This is a genomic window from Kitasatospora sp. NPDC101155 (assembly GCF_044768305.1).
Classification (GTDB): Bacteria; Actinomycetota; Actinomycetes; order Streptomycetales; family Streptomycetaceae; genus Kitasatospora.
Genome location: NZ_JBIWPN010000032.1, coordinates 58,201 through 73,551 on the forward strand (window position 1 = coordinate 58,201; position 15,351 = coordinate 73,551).

Annotated in this window: 13 protein-coding genes and 1 pseudogene; 13 read left to right on the top strand and 1 reads right to left on the bottom strand. The window is 70.9% G+C overall.

Annotation, left to right across the window (positions count from 1 at the left end):
- Nucleotides 1-81 precede the first annotated feature (81 nt).
- Complete coding sequence (locus ACIRYZ_RS33375; protein WP_402951660.1) at nt 82-729, top strand: DUF433 domain-containing protein; 648 nt, start codon at nt 82-84, stop codon at nt 727-729.
- Nucleotides 726-1,184 carry a hypothetical protein gene (locus tag ACIRYZ_RS33380; protein ID WP_402951663.1) on the top strand — a complete coding sequence of 153 codons (459 nt, stop codon included), beginning with the start codon at nt 726-728 and terminating at the stop codon, nt 1,182-1,184. The genes ACIRYZ_RS33375 and ACIRYZ_RS33380 overlap by 4 nt, the downstream gene beginning before the upstream one ends.
- A 68-nt stretch (nt 1,185-1,252) precedes the next feature.
- On the opposite strand, the gene ACIRYZ_RS33385 is transcribed toward ACIRYZ_RS33380, so the two are convergent.
- Entirely contained in the window at nt 1,253-1,576 is a 324-nt protein-coding gene (locus tag ACIRYZ_RS33385) for a hypothetical protein (RefSeq protein ID WP_402951665.1), read from the bottom strand.
- Nucleotides 1,577-1,755: 179 nt separating this feature from the next.
- Between ACIRYZ_RS33385 and ACIRYZ_RS33390 the strand changes: the two genes are divergently transcribed.
- From ACIRYZ_RS33390 to ACIRYZ_RS33440, 11 genes and pseudogenes are all read left to right on the top strand, one after another.
- A complete protein-coding gene (locus ACIRYZ_RS33390) occupies nt 1,756-2,280 on the top strand; it encodes a TIGR00730 family Rossman fold protein (protein WP_393029614.1) in 525 nt (174 codons plus the stop codon).
- A 13-nt stretch (nt 2,281-2,293) separates the two neighbouring features.
- Complete coding sequence (locus ACIRYZ_RS33395) at nt 2,294-2,983, top strand: SDR family oxidoreductase (protein WP_402951668.1); 690 nt, start codon at nt 2,294-2,296, stop codon at nt 2,981-2,983.
- A gap of 214 nt (nt 2,984-3,197) precedes the next feature.
- Nucleotides 3,198-5,516 carry a right-handed parallel beta-helix repeat-containing protein gene (locus ACIRYZ_RS33400; protein WP_402951671.1) on the top strand — a complete coding sequence of 773 codons (2,319 nt, stop codon included), beginning with the start codon at nt 3,198-3,200 and terminating at the stop codon, nt 5,514-5,516.
- 70 nt (nt 5,517-5,586) lie between these two features.
- Nucleotides 5,587-6,615 (top strand): methionine synthase, encoded by a 1,029-nt coding sequence (locus tag ACIRYZ_RS33405; RefSeq protein WP_402951674.1) that lies wholly within the window; start codon nt 5,587-5,589, stop codon nt 6,613-6,615.
- Between the two features lie 19 nt (nt 6,616-6,634).
- Nucleotides 6,635-8,923, top strand: coding sequence for an NAD-dependent DNA ligase LigA (gene ligA, locus ACIRYZ_RS33410; protein WP_402951677.1), 2,289 nt, complete (start codon nt 6,635-6,637; stop codon nt 8,921-8,923).
- Between the two features lie 386 nt (nt 8,924-9,309).
- Nucleotides 9,310-11,082: pseudogene (locus ACIRYZ_RS33415) on the top strand (putative bifunctional diguanylate cyclase/phosphodiesterase); the annotation flags it as partial.
- A 197-nt stretch (nt 11,083-11,279) separates the two neighbouring features.
- Entirely contained in the window at nt 11,280-11,576 is a 297-nt protein-coding gene (gene gatC, locus ACIRYZ_RS33420; RefSeq protein ID WP_402951680.1) for an Asp-tRNA(Asn)/Glu-tRNA(Gln) amidotransferase subunit GatC, read from the top strand.
- A 5-nt stretch (nt 11,577-11,581) separates the two neighbouring features.
- Nucleotides 11,582-13,075 carry an Asp-tRNA(Asn)/Glu-tRNA(Gln) amidotransferase subunit GatA gene (gene gatA / locus ACIRYZ_RS33425; RefSeq protein ID WP_402951682.1) on the top strand — a complete coding sequence of 498 codons (1,494 nt, stop codon included), beginning with the start codon at nt 11,582-11,584 and terminating at the stop codon, nt 13,073-13,075.
- A complete protein-coding gene (locus tag ACIRYZ_RS33430; protein WP_402951685.1) occupies nt 13,072-13,332 on the top strand; it encodes a hypothetical protein in 261 nt (86 codons plus the stop codon). The genes gatA and ACIRYZ_RS33430 overlap by 4 nt, the downstream gene beginning before the upstream one ends.
- A gap of 78 nt (nt 13,333-13,410) precedes the next feature.
- Entirely contained in the window at nt 13,411-14,916 is a 1,506-nt protein-coding gene (gene gatB / locus ACIRYZ_RS33435) for an Asp-tRNA(Asn)/Glu-tRNA(Gln) amidotransferase subunit GatB (protein ID WP_402951687.1), read from the top strand.
- Nucleotides 14,917-15,171: 255 nt separating this feature from the next.
- A complete protein-coding gene (locus ACIRYZ_RS33440) occupies nt 15,172-15,330 on the top strand; it encodes a hypothetical protein (RefSeq protein WP_393029421.1) in 159 nt (52 codons plus the stop codon).
- The last annotated feature ends 21 nt before the right edge of the window (nt 15,331-15,351 follow it).

The following is a 15,351-nucleotide window of genomic DNA, read 5'->3' on the forward strand; positions in this document are numbered from 1 at the left end:
GAAACGATGGCGGGCCGCCCGGCAGTGCGGAACCATGGAGTACGGTCGGTTCGGATTCGCGTACGGAGTGGAGGTGCCGCAGTGTCGTACGAGCCGAGGCTTGCGGCCGCGCTGTCCGGCGCCACTCTGCGCCAGCTCTCGCACTGGCGAAAGGCGACGGCTTCACGGGGCCCTGTCCTAGTGCCGGAGCTTTCCGCAGCCCGACCGATCCTCTACTCGTTCAGGGACGTCGTCGCCCTCCGGATCTGTGTCCGACTGCGTCAGGAAGCCTCGCTCCAGAAGATCCGTCGCGCACTGGACACCCTGCGCGACGGTCTCGATGAACAGAAGCACCTGTCCAGCTACCAGTTGGTGGCCGGGGACGACACGATCTATTTCGTCGCGCCCGACCACGCTGTGGACCTGGTGCGCAGGCGCGGCAACGTGGTCATTCACGAGATGGTCGATGTGCTTCAGCCGTTCTACCGAAACGGCCGCCAGATTCCGAACTTGCTGCACCCCAGGAACCACCTGGCTGTGGATCCGTTGATCCGTGGCGGGGAGCCGGTGATCGAGGGAACTCGAATTCCCGCTTCCGAGGTCGCGGCCCTTCTGAAGGACGGCATCCCGCCGGAGTCGATCAAGGATTTCTACCCCGGTGTCACGCCCCAGGCGGCGCGTGACGCTGCGGACTTCACCGCCTACGTCGACAGTTACTCGGATGAGGGTCCCCGGCAGGCCGCATCTTGAGGATCCTGCTCGACGAGAACGTGCCTCTCCCCTTGGCGCACATGGCCCGACTACTCGTGAAGCAGCATGAACTTCAGCATGTGACCGAAATCGATGGCTGGGCGGGGACCAAAGACGTCGATCTCTATGCGCGAGCAGTCTCGGCAGGATTCCATGCCGTGATCACCAATGACACCAAGCAGATGTCCCGGCCCCAGGAAGTGGCCGCGATCGCCGAGTCAGGGCTGCACAGGATCGAGTACCGCCACAACCACAAACACGGTGGCCTGGTGGGTCTCGGCGTTGCGGTTGCGACCGTGTGTGCCGGACTTCCGCATGCGCTGGGCGAGTTGGAGAAGGCTACCGGTCAGCTCCTGATATCCCTCACCTCGATCGATCCCTCGCACCAGAGCCGACTTCGAATCGTCGACCCGTCCGCGAGCCCGCCGAAGCACTGGCCCGCCTCTGGGACGTGACTGGTGTTCCCCGGTCAGGTTGCGATGATGGCCCGCTCGGCGAGCAGGCCGCCGGGCAAGGGAGTTACCTACTGCACCTGCTGGTACCAGCGGCGGTGCACCAGGGGCTCGACGCACAGCATGGCGGCGCCCGCGACCGCGCCGACCAGCAGGCCGCACGCGCCGCCGCCGCCCAGGACCGCGCCGAGGCAGGCGATAGCGACGGCGAGCGGGCGCAGCAGGGTGAGCGGGCCCAGGCCGATGACCGTCGCGAGCGTGCTGGCGCGGAACGGCAGGGTGAAGTAGGCGGCGAGGGAGAGCAGTACGGCTGCGGCGTAGGGGATGAGCGGGAGCAGGTATCCGTTGCCGCCGGCGGCCATGGTGGCGTAGCCCGCCCCGAGGGAGCCCGCCATCGAGCGATCAGCCCTCGGCTCACCCGGCCGGAGGACTTCCCGGAGCCCGGCCCGGCCTGTCTGACCTGGGGGATCGCGCGATGCTGCGGTCCGGATGACGCACCTCGCGGGTACGCACGACGGGTGGCACCCAAACCGGGTGAGCGGGGGCGGTGGGGCGTGATAGACCAGTCGGCATTATGAATATCTGCGTTTTCTGCTCCGCGTACTCGCTCGATGACCGCTACACCGCCCCCGCCGCCGAGTTCGCCCGGCTCCTGGGGGAGGGCGGCCACACCCTGGTCTGGGGCGGGTCCAACGCCGGGCTGATGGGGCTGCTGGCCGACGAGGTGAAGGCGGCGGGCGGCCGACTGGTCGGCGTGCTGGTCGAGATGCTGAAGCACAAGGGGTACGTCGGCGCCGACGAGCTCGTCATGACCGCCGATCTCGCCGAGCGGAAGCGGGAGTTGGCTGCCCGCGCGGACGCCATCGTGGTGCTGGTCGGCGGGTTGGGGACCATGGACGAGGTCACCGAGGTGCTGGAGCTCAAGAAGCACGGGATCTTCGACAAGCCGGTGGTCGTCCTGGACACCGAGGGCTTCTACGCAGGTCTGCGCACCCAGCTGGAGCGGATGGACGCCGAGGGTTTCCTGCCGCGGTCGCTCTCCGAGCTGATCAGCTTCGCCGACACGCCCGCCGAGGTGTTTGCGCAGCTCAAGGCCTGAGAGGATCGGAGCCATGGCTGCACATCTGATCACCGGCGCCGGTTCCGGCATCGGCGCCGTCCTGACCGAGAAGCTCGCCGAGCGCGGGGACGAGCTCTGGCTGCTGGCCCGCGACGCCCGTCGGGCCGCCGAGCTGCGCGACCGCTTCCCGGGCGCCCGCACCCTGGTGGGGGACCTCGGTGACCCCGGCAAGCTGTCCTGGGCCTTCGGGCACCAGCAGCTGCCCGTCACCCTCGACTCGCTGTTGCACGTCGCGGGCACGGTCGAGCTCGGCACGGTCGGCGACCTGCCGGTGAAGGCCTGGCAGGAGACGCTCAACGTCAACCTGGTCGCCCCCGCCGAGCTGACCCGGCTGCTGCTGCCCTCGCTCCGCCTCGCCAAGGGCCACGTGGTCTTCGTCAACTCCGGCGCCGGCCTCACCGCCCACGCCGAGTGGTCGGCGTACGCAGCCAGCAAGCACGGCCTCAAGGCGCTGGCCGACGCGCTGCGCCAGGAGGAGCACACGAACGGCGTCCGGGTCACCTCGGTCTACCCCGGCCGCACCGCCACCGCGATGCAGGTCAAGGTGCACCAGCAGGAGGGCAAGGAGTACGACGCCGGCCGCTGGATCGCCCCGGAGTCCGTGGCCAGGGCGATCATCGCCGCCCTGGACGCCTCCCGGGACGCCGAGATCACCGACCTCACCGTCCGCCCGGGGCAGTAGGCCTGCTTCCAGGCGTACTGACCCCGCTTCCGAACCACCGGCGGCCCCCGGTGCCGAGCTCCGCGCTCGGCACCGGGGGCCGTTCGTGTGCAGGCCCAAGACCGGTCAAATCCGCGTTGGCGAGGCCCTCTTGGCTATGGAATGATCCGCTCCGCCCTCCGTTCGATCGTGTTCGGACAGCGGAGGGTCACAAAGCGTCATTCACGCTGAGAACATGCCCAGGGGGGCTCCCATTTCCAGAACCCGTACCGCGCTGACCGTCGGCGCGCTGCTCGTCGGGACGGTCGGTCTGCCGGCTGTCGGTGCGAGTGGTGCGGCCGCGGCGGGCAGCACGCTCTACGTCAACAACGCCGCGGGTGCCAACTGCACCGACAGCGGCACCGGTGCCCAGTCGGCGCCGTTCTGTACGATCGCCGCCGCCGCGGCGGTCGTGCAGCCGGGGCAGACGGTCGAGATCGCCGCGGGTGGCTACAACGGCTTCGCGGTGACGGTGACCCACTCCGGCACCGCCGACGCCCCGATCACCTTCCGCGGCCCGGCCCAGCAGTACTCGGCGGGCGGCCAGGCGAGCTTCTCCGGAGGGGCGCCGAACTACCCGGACAGCGCCATCGTGGTGAAGGGCGCCGACCACCTCCGGTTCGAGAACCTGTCGCTGCAGAGCCACCAGCGGCCGGCCGTCATCGTCGACGGTGGGCACGACATCTCGTTCACCAACATCGCGGCCTGGGGCGGCGGGGCCAAGATCACCAACGCCTCCGACAAGGTGACCTGGGCCCGCGGCGAGTTCGGCTACGCGCCGGGCCCGCTGTTCCAGGTCGACGGCGGCTCCACCGGGACCGTCCTGACCACCAACGTGATCCAGCCCAACAGCGTCGACAACATGACCGGCATCCTGGTCAAGGACGCCCCCAACACCGTCGTGGTGGCCAACACCATCAACTCGCCCTGTTTCAACGGGATCGTGCTGGACGGCACGTCGACCGGTGCGGTGGTCGAGAACAACGTGGTGAACACCGCGAAGAACCAGAACGCGGCCTGCGACACCCCGGCCAACGCCACCGGGATCAGCGTCGCCGCGAACGCCACGTCCGGCACCAAGGTCGACTACAACCTGATCGACCCGCGCAGCGGTGGCGCCGCTTACAGCTGGGCCGGTGCGAACTTCACCACCCAGAACCAGCTCGCCGCGAACACCGGTCAGGGCGTGCACGACTTCGTCGACCTGACCTACGTGTCGAAGGGCCCGAACGCTCCGGTCGACCACCGGATCGACTCGGCCGACGAGAACGCCCCGGGCATGCTGCCCACCGACCGTGGCGGCTACGCCCCGGTGGACGACCCGACGACGCCCAACACCGGTACGGGCAGCGGCATCCGCGACCGCGGTGCGATCGAGGCCCAGGACTTCGGCAGCGCCTTCACCCCGGCCGGTCCGACGCGTCTGCTGGACACCCGCCAGCCGATCGGTGTCCCGGTGGCGCAGCCCGTCCCGGCGTGGGGCACCGTCGATCTGCCGGTGACGGGTGTGGCCGGTGTTCCGGCCACCGGTGTGACGGCCGTGACGATGAACGTGACGGTGACCGAGCCGCAGCAGGACGGGCACCTCACCGTCTTCCCGCACGGTGACGGCCTGCCGACCGCCTCCAACCTGAACTGGACGGCCGGGCGGACGATTCCGAACCTGGTGACGGTGCCGGTGAAGGACGGCAAGGTCTCCTTCTACAACGCCTCCGGCGGCACCGTGCACCTGATCGCCGACCTCGCGGGCTACTACAGCCCGAAGGGCTCGCTGTTCCACGCCCAGGGTCCGACGCGTCTGCTGGACACCCGCCAGCCGATCGGTGTCCCGGTGGCGCAGCCCGTCCCGGCGTGGGGCACCGTCGATCTGCCGGTGACGGGTGTGGCCGGTGTTCCGGCCACCGGTGTGACGGCCGTGACGATGAACGTGACGGTGACCGAGCCGCAGCAGGACGGGCACCTCACCGTCTTCCCGCACGGTGACACCCTGCCGGACGCGTCGAACCTGAACTGGACGGCCGGGCGGACGATTCCGAACCTGGTGACGGTGCCGGTGAAGGACGGCAAGGTCTCCTTCTACAACGCCTCCGGCGGCACCGTGCACCTGATCGCCGACCTCGCGGGCTACTACGCCACCGAGGGCAAGCTCACCTACCGCCCGGTCGGCCCGGACCGGGTCGTCGACACCCGACAGGACACCTACTGGGAGACGGGCGTCCGACCCGCGGGCACCGTCCCGGCCTGGGGCACCCTGGACATCCCGGTCGGCGACCTCCCGAACCTCGCGGCGGTGACCCTGAACGTGACCGTCACCGAGCCGGGCGCCCAAGGCCACCTGACCGTCTTCCCGCACGGTGACACCCTGCCGGACGCGTCGAACCTGAACTTCCTCCCGGGGGAGACCATCCCGAACCAGGTCGTGGTCCCGGTGAAGGACGGCAAGGTCTCGCTCTACAACGCGAGCGGCACCCCGCTGCACCTCGTGGTCGACGAGTTCGGCTACCAGGGGTACTGATCCCGCTGACCCCGGTCCCCAGCCGACGGCCCCGGTCCCGAGCCCCGCGCTCGGCACCGGGGCCGTCCGCATGAGTAGGCTCGGACGGGTGAGCACTCCACACCCCTTCCCCGACCTGCGAGGCGCCGCGACCGGCGTCGGCTCGCTGCCCGGCACCGACGCCCGCGAGGCCGCCAAGACCTCCACCGGGGCGCTGGAGCAGCTGCCGTTCCTGCCCGAGCTGCCCGCGCGCGGCCCGGGCGCCGACATGATCGGCCGCAGCGCCGGCCTGCTGGTCGAGCTGTTCGCGCAGACCGAGCCCAGCGGCTGGCGCTTCGCCGACCGCCCCGGCCGGGACACCCGGCGCGCCCACTCCTGGCTCGGCGAGGACCTGGACGCGCTGGAGGAGTTCACCCAGGGCCACCAGGGCGCGCTCAAGGTCCAGGCCGTCGGCCCGTGGACGCTGGCGGCGAGCATCGAGCTCAAGCACGGCGAGAAGGCGCTCGCCGACCACGGCGCCTGCCGGGACATCGCCGGCTCGCTCACCGAGGGCCTGCGCCGCCACCTCGCGGACGTCCGCAAGCGCGTTCCGGGCGCACAACTCGTCCTCCAGCTGGACGAGCCCTCGCTGCCCGCGGTCCTCGCGGGCCGGGTGAAGACCGCGAGCGGCTTCCAGCGGCTGCGCGCCGTCGACCGGCAGATCGCCGAGGAGGTGCTGCGGGAGCTGATCCGCGGCCTGGACGCGCCCGTGGTCGTGCACAGCTGCGCTCCGGACGTCCCGGTCCCGCTGCTGCGCCGCGCCGGAGTCGCCGGGATCTCGCTCGACTTCTCGCTCCTCAGCGAGCGCCAGGACGACGACCTCGGCGAGGCGGTCGAGGCGGGCACGACGATCCTCGCTGGTGTCGTCCCCTCCACCGACCAGGCGGTGTCGGACCCTGCCGGTAGTGTCCAGGGGGTCAGGACCTTGTGGCGCAGGCTCGGGTTCGCCCCGGAGCTGCTGGGCCGCCGCGTGCTGGTGACACCGACCTGCGGGCTGGCCGGGGCCTCCCCGGCGTACGCGCGCAAGGCGCTGTCGCTCGCCGATCGGGCGGCACGGAGCCTGGTGGACAACCCGGAATGAGAACGTAGGAGGGCTTGCGGTGACGGCTGTCGAGGGCTGGGAGGACATCCCGGCGGAGGTGCGCAGGCGGCACGCCGAACTGGCGACGGAGATCACCGACCACCGGGCCCGGTACTACGAGCAGGACGCTCCGATCGTCAGCGACGCCGAGTTCGACACGCTGATGCGCGAGCTGGAGGCGATCGAGGCCGGGCACCCGGCCCTGATCACCCCGGACTCGCCGACGCAGAAGGTCGGCGGTGCCCCGACCGAGCTGTTCGCCGAGGTCGAGCACCGCGAGCGGCTGCTCAGCCTCGACAACGCGATGGACGACGACGAACTCGCCGCCTGGGCCGAGCGCGTCGCCACCGAGCTGCACGGCATCGACTACCACTACCTGTGTGAGCTCAAGGTGGACGGCCTGGCCGTCAACCTCACCTACGAGAACGGTCAGTTGGTGCAGGCGGCGACGCGTGGCGACGGCCGGGTCGGCGAGGACATCACCGCCAACGTCCGCACCATCAAGGAGATCCCGCACCAGCTCAAGGGCGACAACGTCCCCGAGCTGGTGGAGATCCGCGGCGAGGTCTACTTCCCGACCGAGGCCTTCGAGGCGCTCAACGCCTCCTTCGCGGAGGAGAACGAGCGCCGTCGGCAGGAGAACGAGGAGCGCGCCAAGGAGGGCAAGCGGCCCCGGGCGATGATCCGGCTGTTCATGAACCCCCGCAACGCCGCCGCCGGTTCGCTGCGCCAGAAGGACCCGCACGTCACCGCCTCCCGCCCGCTGCACATGGTGGTGCACGGCATCGGCGCCCGGGTCGGCTTCGACATCGACTGCCAGTCGCACGCCTACGACCTGCTGCGCGACTGGGGCCTGCCGACAGCCCGGCACAACAAGGTGGTCAAGACCCTCGACGAGGTGCGGGAGTTCATCAAGCACTTCGGGGAGCAGCGCCACTCGGTCGAGCACGAGATCGACGGCGTGGTCGTCAAGGTGGACGAGATCGCCCTCCAGGGCCGGCTCGGTGCCACCTCCAAGTCGCCGCGCTGGGCGGTCGCCTGGAAGTACCCGCCGGAGGAGGTCACCGGCAAGCTCGCCGAGATCAAGGTCGGCATCGGCCGCACCGGCCGGGCCACCCCGTACGCGGTGCTGGCCGAGCCGGTGAAGGTGGCCGGCTCGATGGTCCAGTACGCGACGCTGCACAACCAGGAGGTCGTCAAGACCAAGGGCGTACTGCTCGGCGACACGATCGTGCTGCGCAAGGCCGGCGACGTCATCCCGGAGATCCTCGGCCCGGTGGAGGACCTGCGGGACGGCACCGAGCAGGCCTTCGTGATGCCCTCGCACTGCCCGGAGTGCGGCAGCGAGCTGCGCCCGATGGCCGAAGGGGACATCGATCTGCGCTGCCCCAACGCGCAGCACTGCCCGGCCCAGATCCGCGAGCGGATCGCCTTCCTGGGCGGCCGCTCCTCGCTGGACATCGAGGGCCTGGGTTACGTCGCGGCCACCGCGCTGACCCAGCCGCTGGAGCCGGCCGAGGCGCCGGTGAAGAACGAGGGTGACATCTTCGGTCTGACCGAGGAACAGCTACTGCCGATCAAGGTGCTGGTGCGCGACCAGAAGACCGGCATGCCCAAGCTGGACGACGTCACCGGCGAGGAGAAGGAGGTGTTCTTCTTCGCCACCACCACGGGCGCGGCGAAGAAGAACACCGGACTTCTGCTGGAGAACCTCAACAACGCCAAGGACCGGCCGCTCTGGCGCTACCTCAACGGGCTGTCCATCCGGCACGTCGGCCCGGTGGCCGCGCAGGCGCTGGCGCGCGAGTTCCGCGACCTGGACGCCATCTTCGCGGCCGACGAGGAACGCCTGGCGGCCACCGAGGGGGTCGGGCCCGGCACTGCCCGGGCGATCACCGAGTGGTACCAGGTCGACTGGCACCGCGACATCCTGGAGAAGTGGCGCGCCGCCGGCGTCCGCTTCACCGAGGAGTTCGCGGACGAGGAGGAGGCGGAGCGCCCGCTGGAGGGCCTGACCGTGGTCGTCACCGGCACCCTGGCCGGGCACACCCGGGACGGCGCCAAGGAGGCGCTGACCTCGCGCGGAGCGAAGGTGACCGGCTCGGTTTCGAAGAAGACCGATTTTGTGGTCGCCGGTGACAACCCGGGATCCAAGTACGACAAGGCCGTTCAGCTCGGACTGCCGGTGCTGGATGACGCGGGCTTCGCCGTCCTGCTCGCCGACGGACCGTCGGCCGCCCGCGCCCACCTGGGACTTCCGGAGCCGGAGGAGGCGGTCGGGCCGCAGGAGGCGCCCGCCGAGGGCTGATCCGGGGCCGCCCCGAGCGGCCGGTGCCCTGATCCGTGTTGTTATCGTCCTGATGCAGCGTCACCGGGTGTCGTTCAGTGAAAGCGGGCATTGTGTCACTGTGCGGCACCCGGGCGCGGTGGCGCGTTTCCGGTTGTCCGAAAGTCTGCCCACCGGGTGGAGCCCGGCATACCCTGGAGCGCAACAGAGTGTCAGCAGGGGTGGGGGCACCGGCTGAGCCGGGGCTCCTCGGGGTCGCTCCATGCCCGGCAGCTGTCGGTACCAGTGCGGTGCCTCACCGTAAGGCGGCCTGACGGGGGCGGGCCCGACGGAGGACAGGGCTTATGGATCGTACGACCGGCGACGCGCCCACACGCCCGCCGCAGGGGGTGGCGGGTGCGGTCCTGCTGCTCGGCGTGCTGCTGGCCGGAGCCGCTCCGCTCATCCCGCTGGCCGTCCTGGTCTACCGGTACGAACCCGAACTGCTGCCGCTGTTCGCGGTGCCGCTGGCGGTGCTGGTGGCCGCCTGGCGGATCGCCCGGGACCGCGCCCGCGACCAGCTGACCGATCCGCTGACGGACCTGCCCAACCGTCAGGCTCTGCTGCTGGCCGCCCAGGAGGCGATCGCCGAGCGCGAGGAGGGCTACAGCGTCGGTCTCATCCTGCTCGATCTCGATCGATTCCGATCGCTCAACGACACACTAGGACATACGGCTGGTGACCGGCTGCTGGTTCACATCTCCCGCCGGCTCCACCGCGCGCTGCGCTCCGGCGGCACGGCCGGCAGCGCCACCCGGGAATCCATCGACGACGTCTTCGTCGGCCTGCCCCGGCACTACCGGCGCGGCCGCCCGATGGTGGCCCGGATGGGCGGCGACGAGTTCGCCGTGCTGCTGCCCGGCATCAACTGCCCGGACAGCCTGGAGCGGGTCGCCAAGGCGCTGATCGCCGAACTCGCCGCGCCGATCCGCCTGGACGGCCTGCTGCTGGTGCTGGAGGCCAGCGCCGGTGTCTGCGTCTACCCGCAGGACGCCCAGGACGCCGAGTCGCTGCTGCGCCGCGCCGACGTGGCGATGGGCCACGCCCAGCGCGAGTGCAGCGGCGTCGCCCAGTACGACGAGACCCAGGACGCCGACACCCCGTACCGGATCGCGCTGCTCGGGGACCTGCGCCGGGCCCTGGAGACCGGCGAGGTGCAGTTGCACTACCAGCCGAAGGTCGCCTTCGACGGCCGGGTGGTCGGCCTGGAGGCGCTGCTGCGCTGGGAGCGGCCCGGGCAGGGGAGGGTCTCGCCGGACGAGTTCGTCGGGCTCGCCGAGTCCAGCGGCCTGATGCCCCGGCTCACCGACTACGTGCTGGAGGCGGCCGTCGGCCAGCTCGCCTACTGGCGCGACATGGGCCTGCAGGTGCAGGTCGCGGTCAACGTCTCGCCGCGCGACGTGCTCAACCCCGGCTTCGCCCAGCGCGTCGCCGGACACCTCGTCCGCCACCAGGTGCCGGCCCACGCGCTCCAGCTGGAGATCACCGAGCGGCTGCTGCTGGACGACTCCCGGCGAGCCGCCGACACCCTGGCCGAGCTGCGCGGCTACGGCGTCGGGATGTCCCTGGACGACTTCGGCACCGGACACTCCTCGCTGGTGCGGCTGCGCAGCCTGCCGGTCGGCGAGCTGAAGATCGACCGCTCCTTCGTCTCCCGGATGGTCGCCGACGACCACGACGCGGCGGTGGTGCGCTGCTCGGTGGAGCTCGCCCACTCGCTCGGCCTGACCGTGGTGGCCGAGGGCGTCGAGGACGACGAGACCTGGGAGCGGCTGCACCGCATGGGCGTGGACGCCGTCCAGGGCTGGCTGGTGTCGGCCGCGCTGCCCGCCGAGCAGGCCACCGCCTGGCTGCGGGTGCACCGCACCACCTCCGCCCCGCCGGTGGAGCGCCTCGGCGCCCCGCCGCAGCTCCCGTCGATCATCAAGCCGGTCGCCCAGCCGGTCGCCCAGCCCACCCCGCTGCCGCCGGTGCTGCCCCCGGTGCTGCCCCCGGTGCTGCCGCCGGTGCTGCCGCCGACGATGCCGCCGGTACTGCCCCCGGCCGTCCGGGCCGTGCCGTGCAGCCAGCCGTTGCAGGCCGCGCAGCTGGAGATCAAGGCGCCCGGCACCCAGGGGTGGGCCCGCACCAGGCCGCAGTAGCCGCGCCTCGGGACGCCGCGCCGTCCGTGGTGAAGGGGGGCACACCGTAACTCGTTGGAAGGTGGCCGGGCCCGGCCCCATAGGATGGGGTCCAAAGACCACGAGGACGGAGCGCCGAACCAGGCTGCTCCTGCCCGGGCCCGGCACCGCCGCAGGCGACGCCGGGTCTCACCAGAACTCACCCTGAGGATCGCTGCATGCCTGGCATCACGCGCGAGGAGGTCGCCCACCTCGCCCGGCTGTCGCGTCTTGAGCTGAAGCCCGAAGAGCTGGACCACTTCGCCGAGCAGCTCGACGTGATCATCGGCGCGGTCGCCCGCGTTTCCGAGGTCGCCGGACAGGACGTCCCGCCGACCTCCCACCCGCTGCCGCTGACCAACGTCATGCGTGCGGACGAGGTGCGGCTGTCGCTCACCCCGGAGCAGGCGCTGTCCGGCGCCCCCGCCGCCGAGGAGCAGCGTTTCCGTGTGCCGCAGATCCTCGGGGAGGACTGACCGAGATGACCGAGCTGATTCACTACACCGCGGCTGAGACCGCCGCCGCCATCGCCAAGGGCGAGGTGTCCGCCGTCGAGGTGGCCCAGGCGCACCTGGACCGCATCGAGGCCGTTGACAAGAAGGTCAACGCCTTCCTGCACGTCGACACCGAGGGCGCGCTGAACGCGGCCAAGGCCGTCGACGACAAGCGCGCCAAGGGCGAGGAGCTGGGCCCGCTGGCCGGCGTCCCGCTGGCGCTGAAGGATGTCTTCACCACCAAGGGCGTCCCGACCACCTGCGGCTCCAAGATGCTCGAGGGCTGGATCCCGCCGTACGACGCCACGCTGACCAGCCGTCTCAAGGACGCCGGCGTCGTCATCCTCGGCAAGACCAACATGGACGAGTTCGCGATGGGCTCCTCCACCGAGAACTCCGCCTACGGCCCGACCGGCAACCCGTGGGACCTCACCCGCATCCCCGGCGGCTCCGGCGGCGGTTCGGCCGCTGCGCTGGCCGCCTTCGAGGCCCCGCTGGCGATCGGCACCGACACCGGCGGCTCGATCCGCCAGCCCGGCGCCGTCACCGGCACCGTCGGCGTCAAGCCGACCTACGGCTCGGTGTCCCGCTACGGCCTGGTCGCCTTCTCCAGCAGCCTGGACCAGGGCGGCCCGTGCGCCCGCACCGTGCTGGACGCGGCCCTGCTGCACGAGGCCATCGCCGGGCACGACCCGCTGGACTCCACCTCGATCGACGCGCCGGTCCCGGCCGTGGTCGAGGCCGCGAAGCTGCGCGACGTCCGCGGCATGCGGATCGGCGTGGTCAAGGAGTTCGCCGGCGAGGGCTACCAGGCCGGCGTGATGCAGCGCTTCAACGAGTCGGTGGAGCTGCTGCGCGAGCTGGGTGCCGAGGTCGTCGAGGTCTCCTGCCCGTCCTTCACCCTGGCGCTGCCGGCCTACTACCTGATCGCGCCGTCGGAGTGCTCCTCCAACCTGGCCCGCTTCGACGCGATGCGCTACGGCCTGCGGGTCGGCGACGACGGCAGCCGCTCGGCCGAGGAGGTCACCGCGCTGACCCGCGAGGCCGGCTTCGGCGACGAGGTCAAGCGCCGCATCATCCTGGGCACCTACGCCCTGTCCTCGGGCTACTACGACGCCTACTACGGCTCGGCCCAGAAGGTGCGCACGCTCATCTCGCGCGACTTCGACGCCGCCTTCGCCGGGGTGGACGTGCTGGTCTCGCCGACCACGCCGACCACCGCCTTCCCGATCGGCGAGCGCGCCGACGACCCGATGGCGATGTACCTGGCCGACCTGTGCACGATTCCGTCGAACCTGGCGGGCAACGCGGCCATGTCGCTGCCGGTCGGCCTGGCCCCGGAGGACAATCTCCCGGTCGGCCTGCAGATCATCGCGCCCGCGATGGCGGACGACCGCCTGTACCGCGTGGGCGGCGCCGTCGAGGCCGCACTCAACGACAAGTGGGGGCACACCCTGCTGGAGGAGGCACCGGCACTGTGAGCAAGATCGAGAAGGCCAAGGCCCAGTCCGCCTCTTTGAAGGGGTGGAAGCACACCAAGCCCGGTCTCTGGCTGTCCATCGGCACCAGCGCCTTCGGTGCCATCTCCGTGGTCAAGGACGTCCGCAAGGCCCGCGAGGAGAGCGACACCCTCAAGCTGGTCAACGCCCTGGTCGGCGCCGCCGCGCTGATCACCGGCACCGCCCTGCTGGTGCGCGAGCTGCGTCAGCTGGGCTCCGACGACGTGCTGCTGGGCTGAGCTGAGCGCCCCGGCCCGGCCCCGCGTCACGCGGCGGCCGGGCCCGTACCTCCCAAGCTTCAAGTGAGAAGGGACGCTGTGAGCGTCATGAACCTGGTCTCCTACGAGGACGCTCTCGCGTCCTACGACCCGGTAATGGGCCTTGAGGTCCACGTCGAGCTCGGTACCAAGACCAAGATGTTCTGCGGTTGCTCGACCGGGCTGGGCGCCGAGCCGAACACCCAGACCTGCCCCACCTGCCTGGGCCTGCCGGGCTCGCTGCCGGTGGTCAACGCGGTGGGCGTGGAGTCGGCCGTCAAGATCGGCCTGGCGCTGAACTGCGAGATCGCCGAGTGGTGCCGGTTCGCGCGGAAGAACTACTTCTACCCGGACATGCCCAAGAACTTCCAGACCTCGCAGTACGACGAGCCGATCGCCTTCAACGGCTACCTCGACGTGCAGCTGGAGGACGGCTCGACCTTCCGCGTGGAGATCGAGCGCGCCCACATGGAGGAGGACACCGGCAAGTCCAGCCACGTCGGTGGCGCGACCGGCCGCATCCACGGCGCCACCCACTCGCTGCTCGACTACAACCGGGCCGGCATCCCGCTGATCGAGATCGTCACCAAGCCGATCACCGGCGCCGGCGAGCGCGCCCCCGAGGTCGCCAAGGCGTACGTCGCCGAGCTGCGCGAGGTCATCCGCTCGCTGGGCGTCTCCGAGGCCCGGATGGACAAGGGCCAGATGCGCTGCGACGTCAACCTGTCGCTGCGCCCGAACGGCACCGAGACGTTCGGCACCCGCTCGGAGACCAAGAACGTCAACTCGCTGCGCAGCGTGGAGCGGGCCGCCCGGTTCGAGATCCGGCGGCACGCCACCGTGCTGACCGACGGCGGCACCATCGTCCAGGAGACCCGCCACTTCCACGAGGAAGACGGCAGCACCACCTCGGGCCGGATCAAGGACAACGCCGAGGACTACCGCTACTTCCCGGAGCCGGACCTGGTGCCGGTGGCCCCCGCCCGCGAGTGGGTCGAGGAGCTGCGCGCCGCCCTGCCGGAGCTGCCGCGGGTGCGCCGCGCCCGGCTGCAGGCCGAGTGGGGCCTGTCCGACAAGGACATGCAGTCCGTGCTCAACGCCGGTGCGGTGGAGCCGATCCAGGAGACCATCGCGGCCGGTGCCCCGGCCGACCAGGCCCGCAAGTGGTGGATGGGCGAGCTGGCCCGCCGCGCCAACGAGACCGGCACCGAGCTGACCGAGCAGCCGATCACCCCGGCGCAGGTCGCCCGGGTCGCCGCGCTGGTCGCCGAGGGCAAGCTGAACGACAAGCTGGCCCGCCAGGTCATCGAGGCCGTGCTGGCCGGCGAGGGCGAGCCGGACGAGGTCGTCGAGAAGCGCGGCCTGGCCGTGGTCTCGGACGACTCCGCGCTGGGTGCCGCCGTCGACCAGGCCATCGCCGAGAACGAGGCGATCGCCGCCAAGATCCGCGACGGCAAGGTCCAGGCCGTGGGCGCGCTGGTCGGCGCGGTCATGAAGGCCACCCGCGGCCAGGCGGACGCCGCCCGCGTGAAGGACTTGATCCTGGAGAAGCTGGGCGCTGCCTGAGTCCTGAGGGGCACCTAGGCTGTCAACCCCGCCTTCCTAAGGCATCTAAGGCATCTAAGGCCCTCTAAGTAAGGCCTAAGGCCCGGTCTCACCTCCGTATTGGGGTGAGGCCGGGCCTTAAACCTTTTTCCAGGCCCGATCTAAGGCGTCCGGGCCCCGGAAGATCGGGCACGCTCCCGATGTGGCACCCCCGCCTGGGGGAGGAAGCTCTTACTCGACAGCGAAACGCAGTGAGACCCAAAAGGGGAACCCGAAGTGATCGAGTACGAGATCATCCAGCAGCAGGCCCACGAGCTCGAGGCCCGCGCCGAACACGAGCGCCTGGTGCGTGAGGCCAAGGAGGCGCGCCGCCTGCGCCGCCGTCCGGTCGCCGCCCGCTTCCAGCGGCGCCCCGTGCGTCAGACCGAATGCTGACGGTCCGGCACCGTGACGGTG

Bases quoted from the DNA above. Each gene is read 5' to 3' on its own strand.
- gatA (WP_402951682.1), top strand. From the start codon at position 11,582: ATGACCGAGCTGATTCACTACACCGCGGCTGAGACCGCCGCCGCCATC.
- ACIRYZ_RS33390 (WP_393029614.1), top strand. From the start codon at position 1,756: ATGAATATCTGCGTTTTCTGCTCCGCGTACTCGCTCGATGACCGCTAC.
- gatC (WP_402951680.1), top strand. From the start codon at position 11,280: ATGCCTGGCATCACGCGCGAGGAGGTCGCCCACCTCGCCCGGCTGTCG.
- ACIRYZ_RS33385 (WP_402951665.1), bottom strand. From the start codon at position 1,576: ATGGCGGGCTCCCTCGGGGCGGGCTACGCCACCATGGCCGCCGGCGGC.
- ACIRYZ_RS33395 (WP_402951668.1), top strand. From the start codon at position 2,294: ATGGCTGCACATCTGATCACCGGCGCCGGTTCCGGCATCGGCGCCGTC.
- ACIRYZ_RS33405 (WP_402951674.1), top strand. From the start codon at position 5,587: ATGAGTAGGCTCGGACGGGTGAGCACTCCACACCCCTTCCCCGACCTG.
- ACIRYZ_RS33400 (WP_402951671.1), top strand. From the start codon at position 3,198: ATGCCCAGGGGGGCTCCCATTTCCAGAACCCGTACCGCGCTGACCGTC.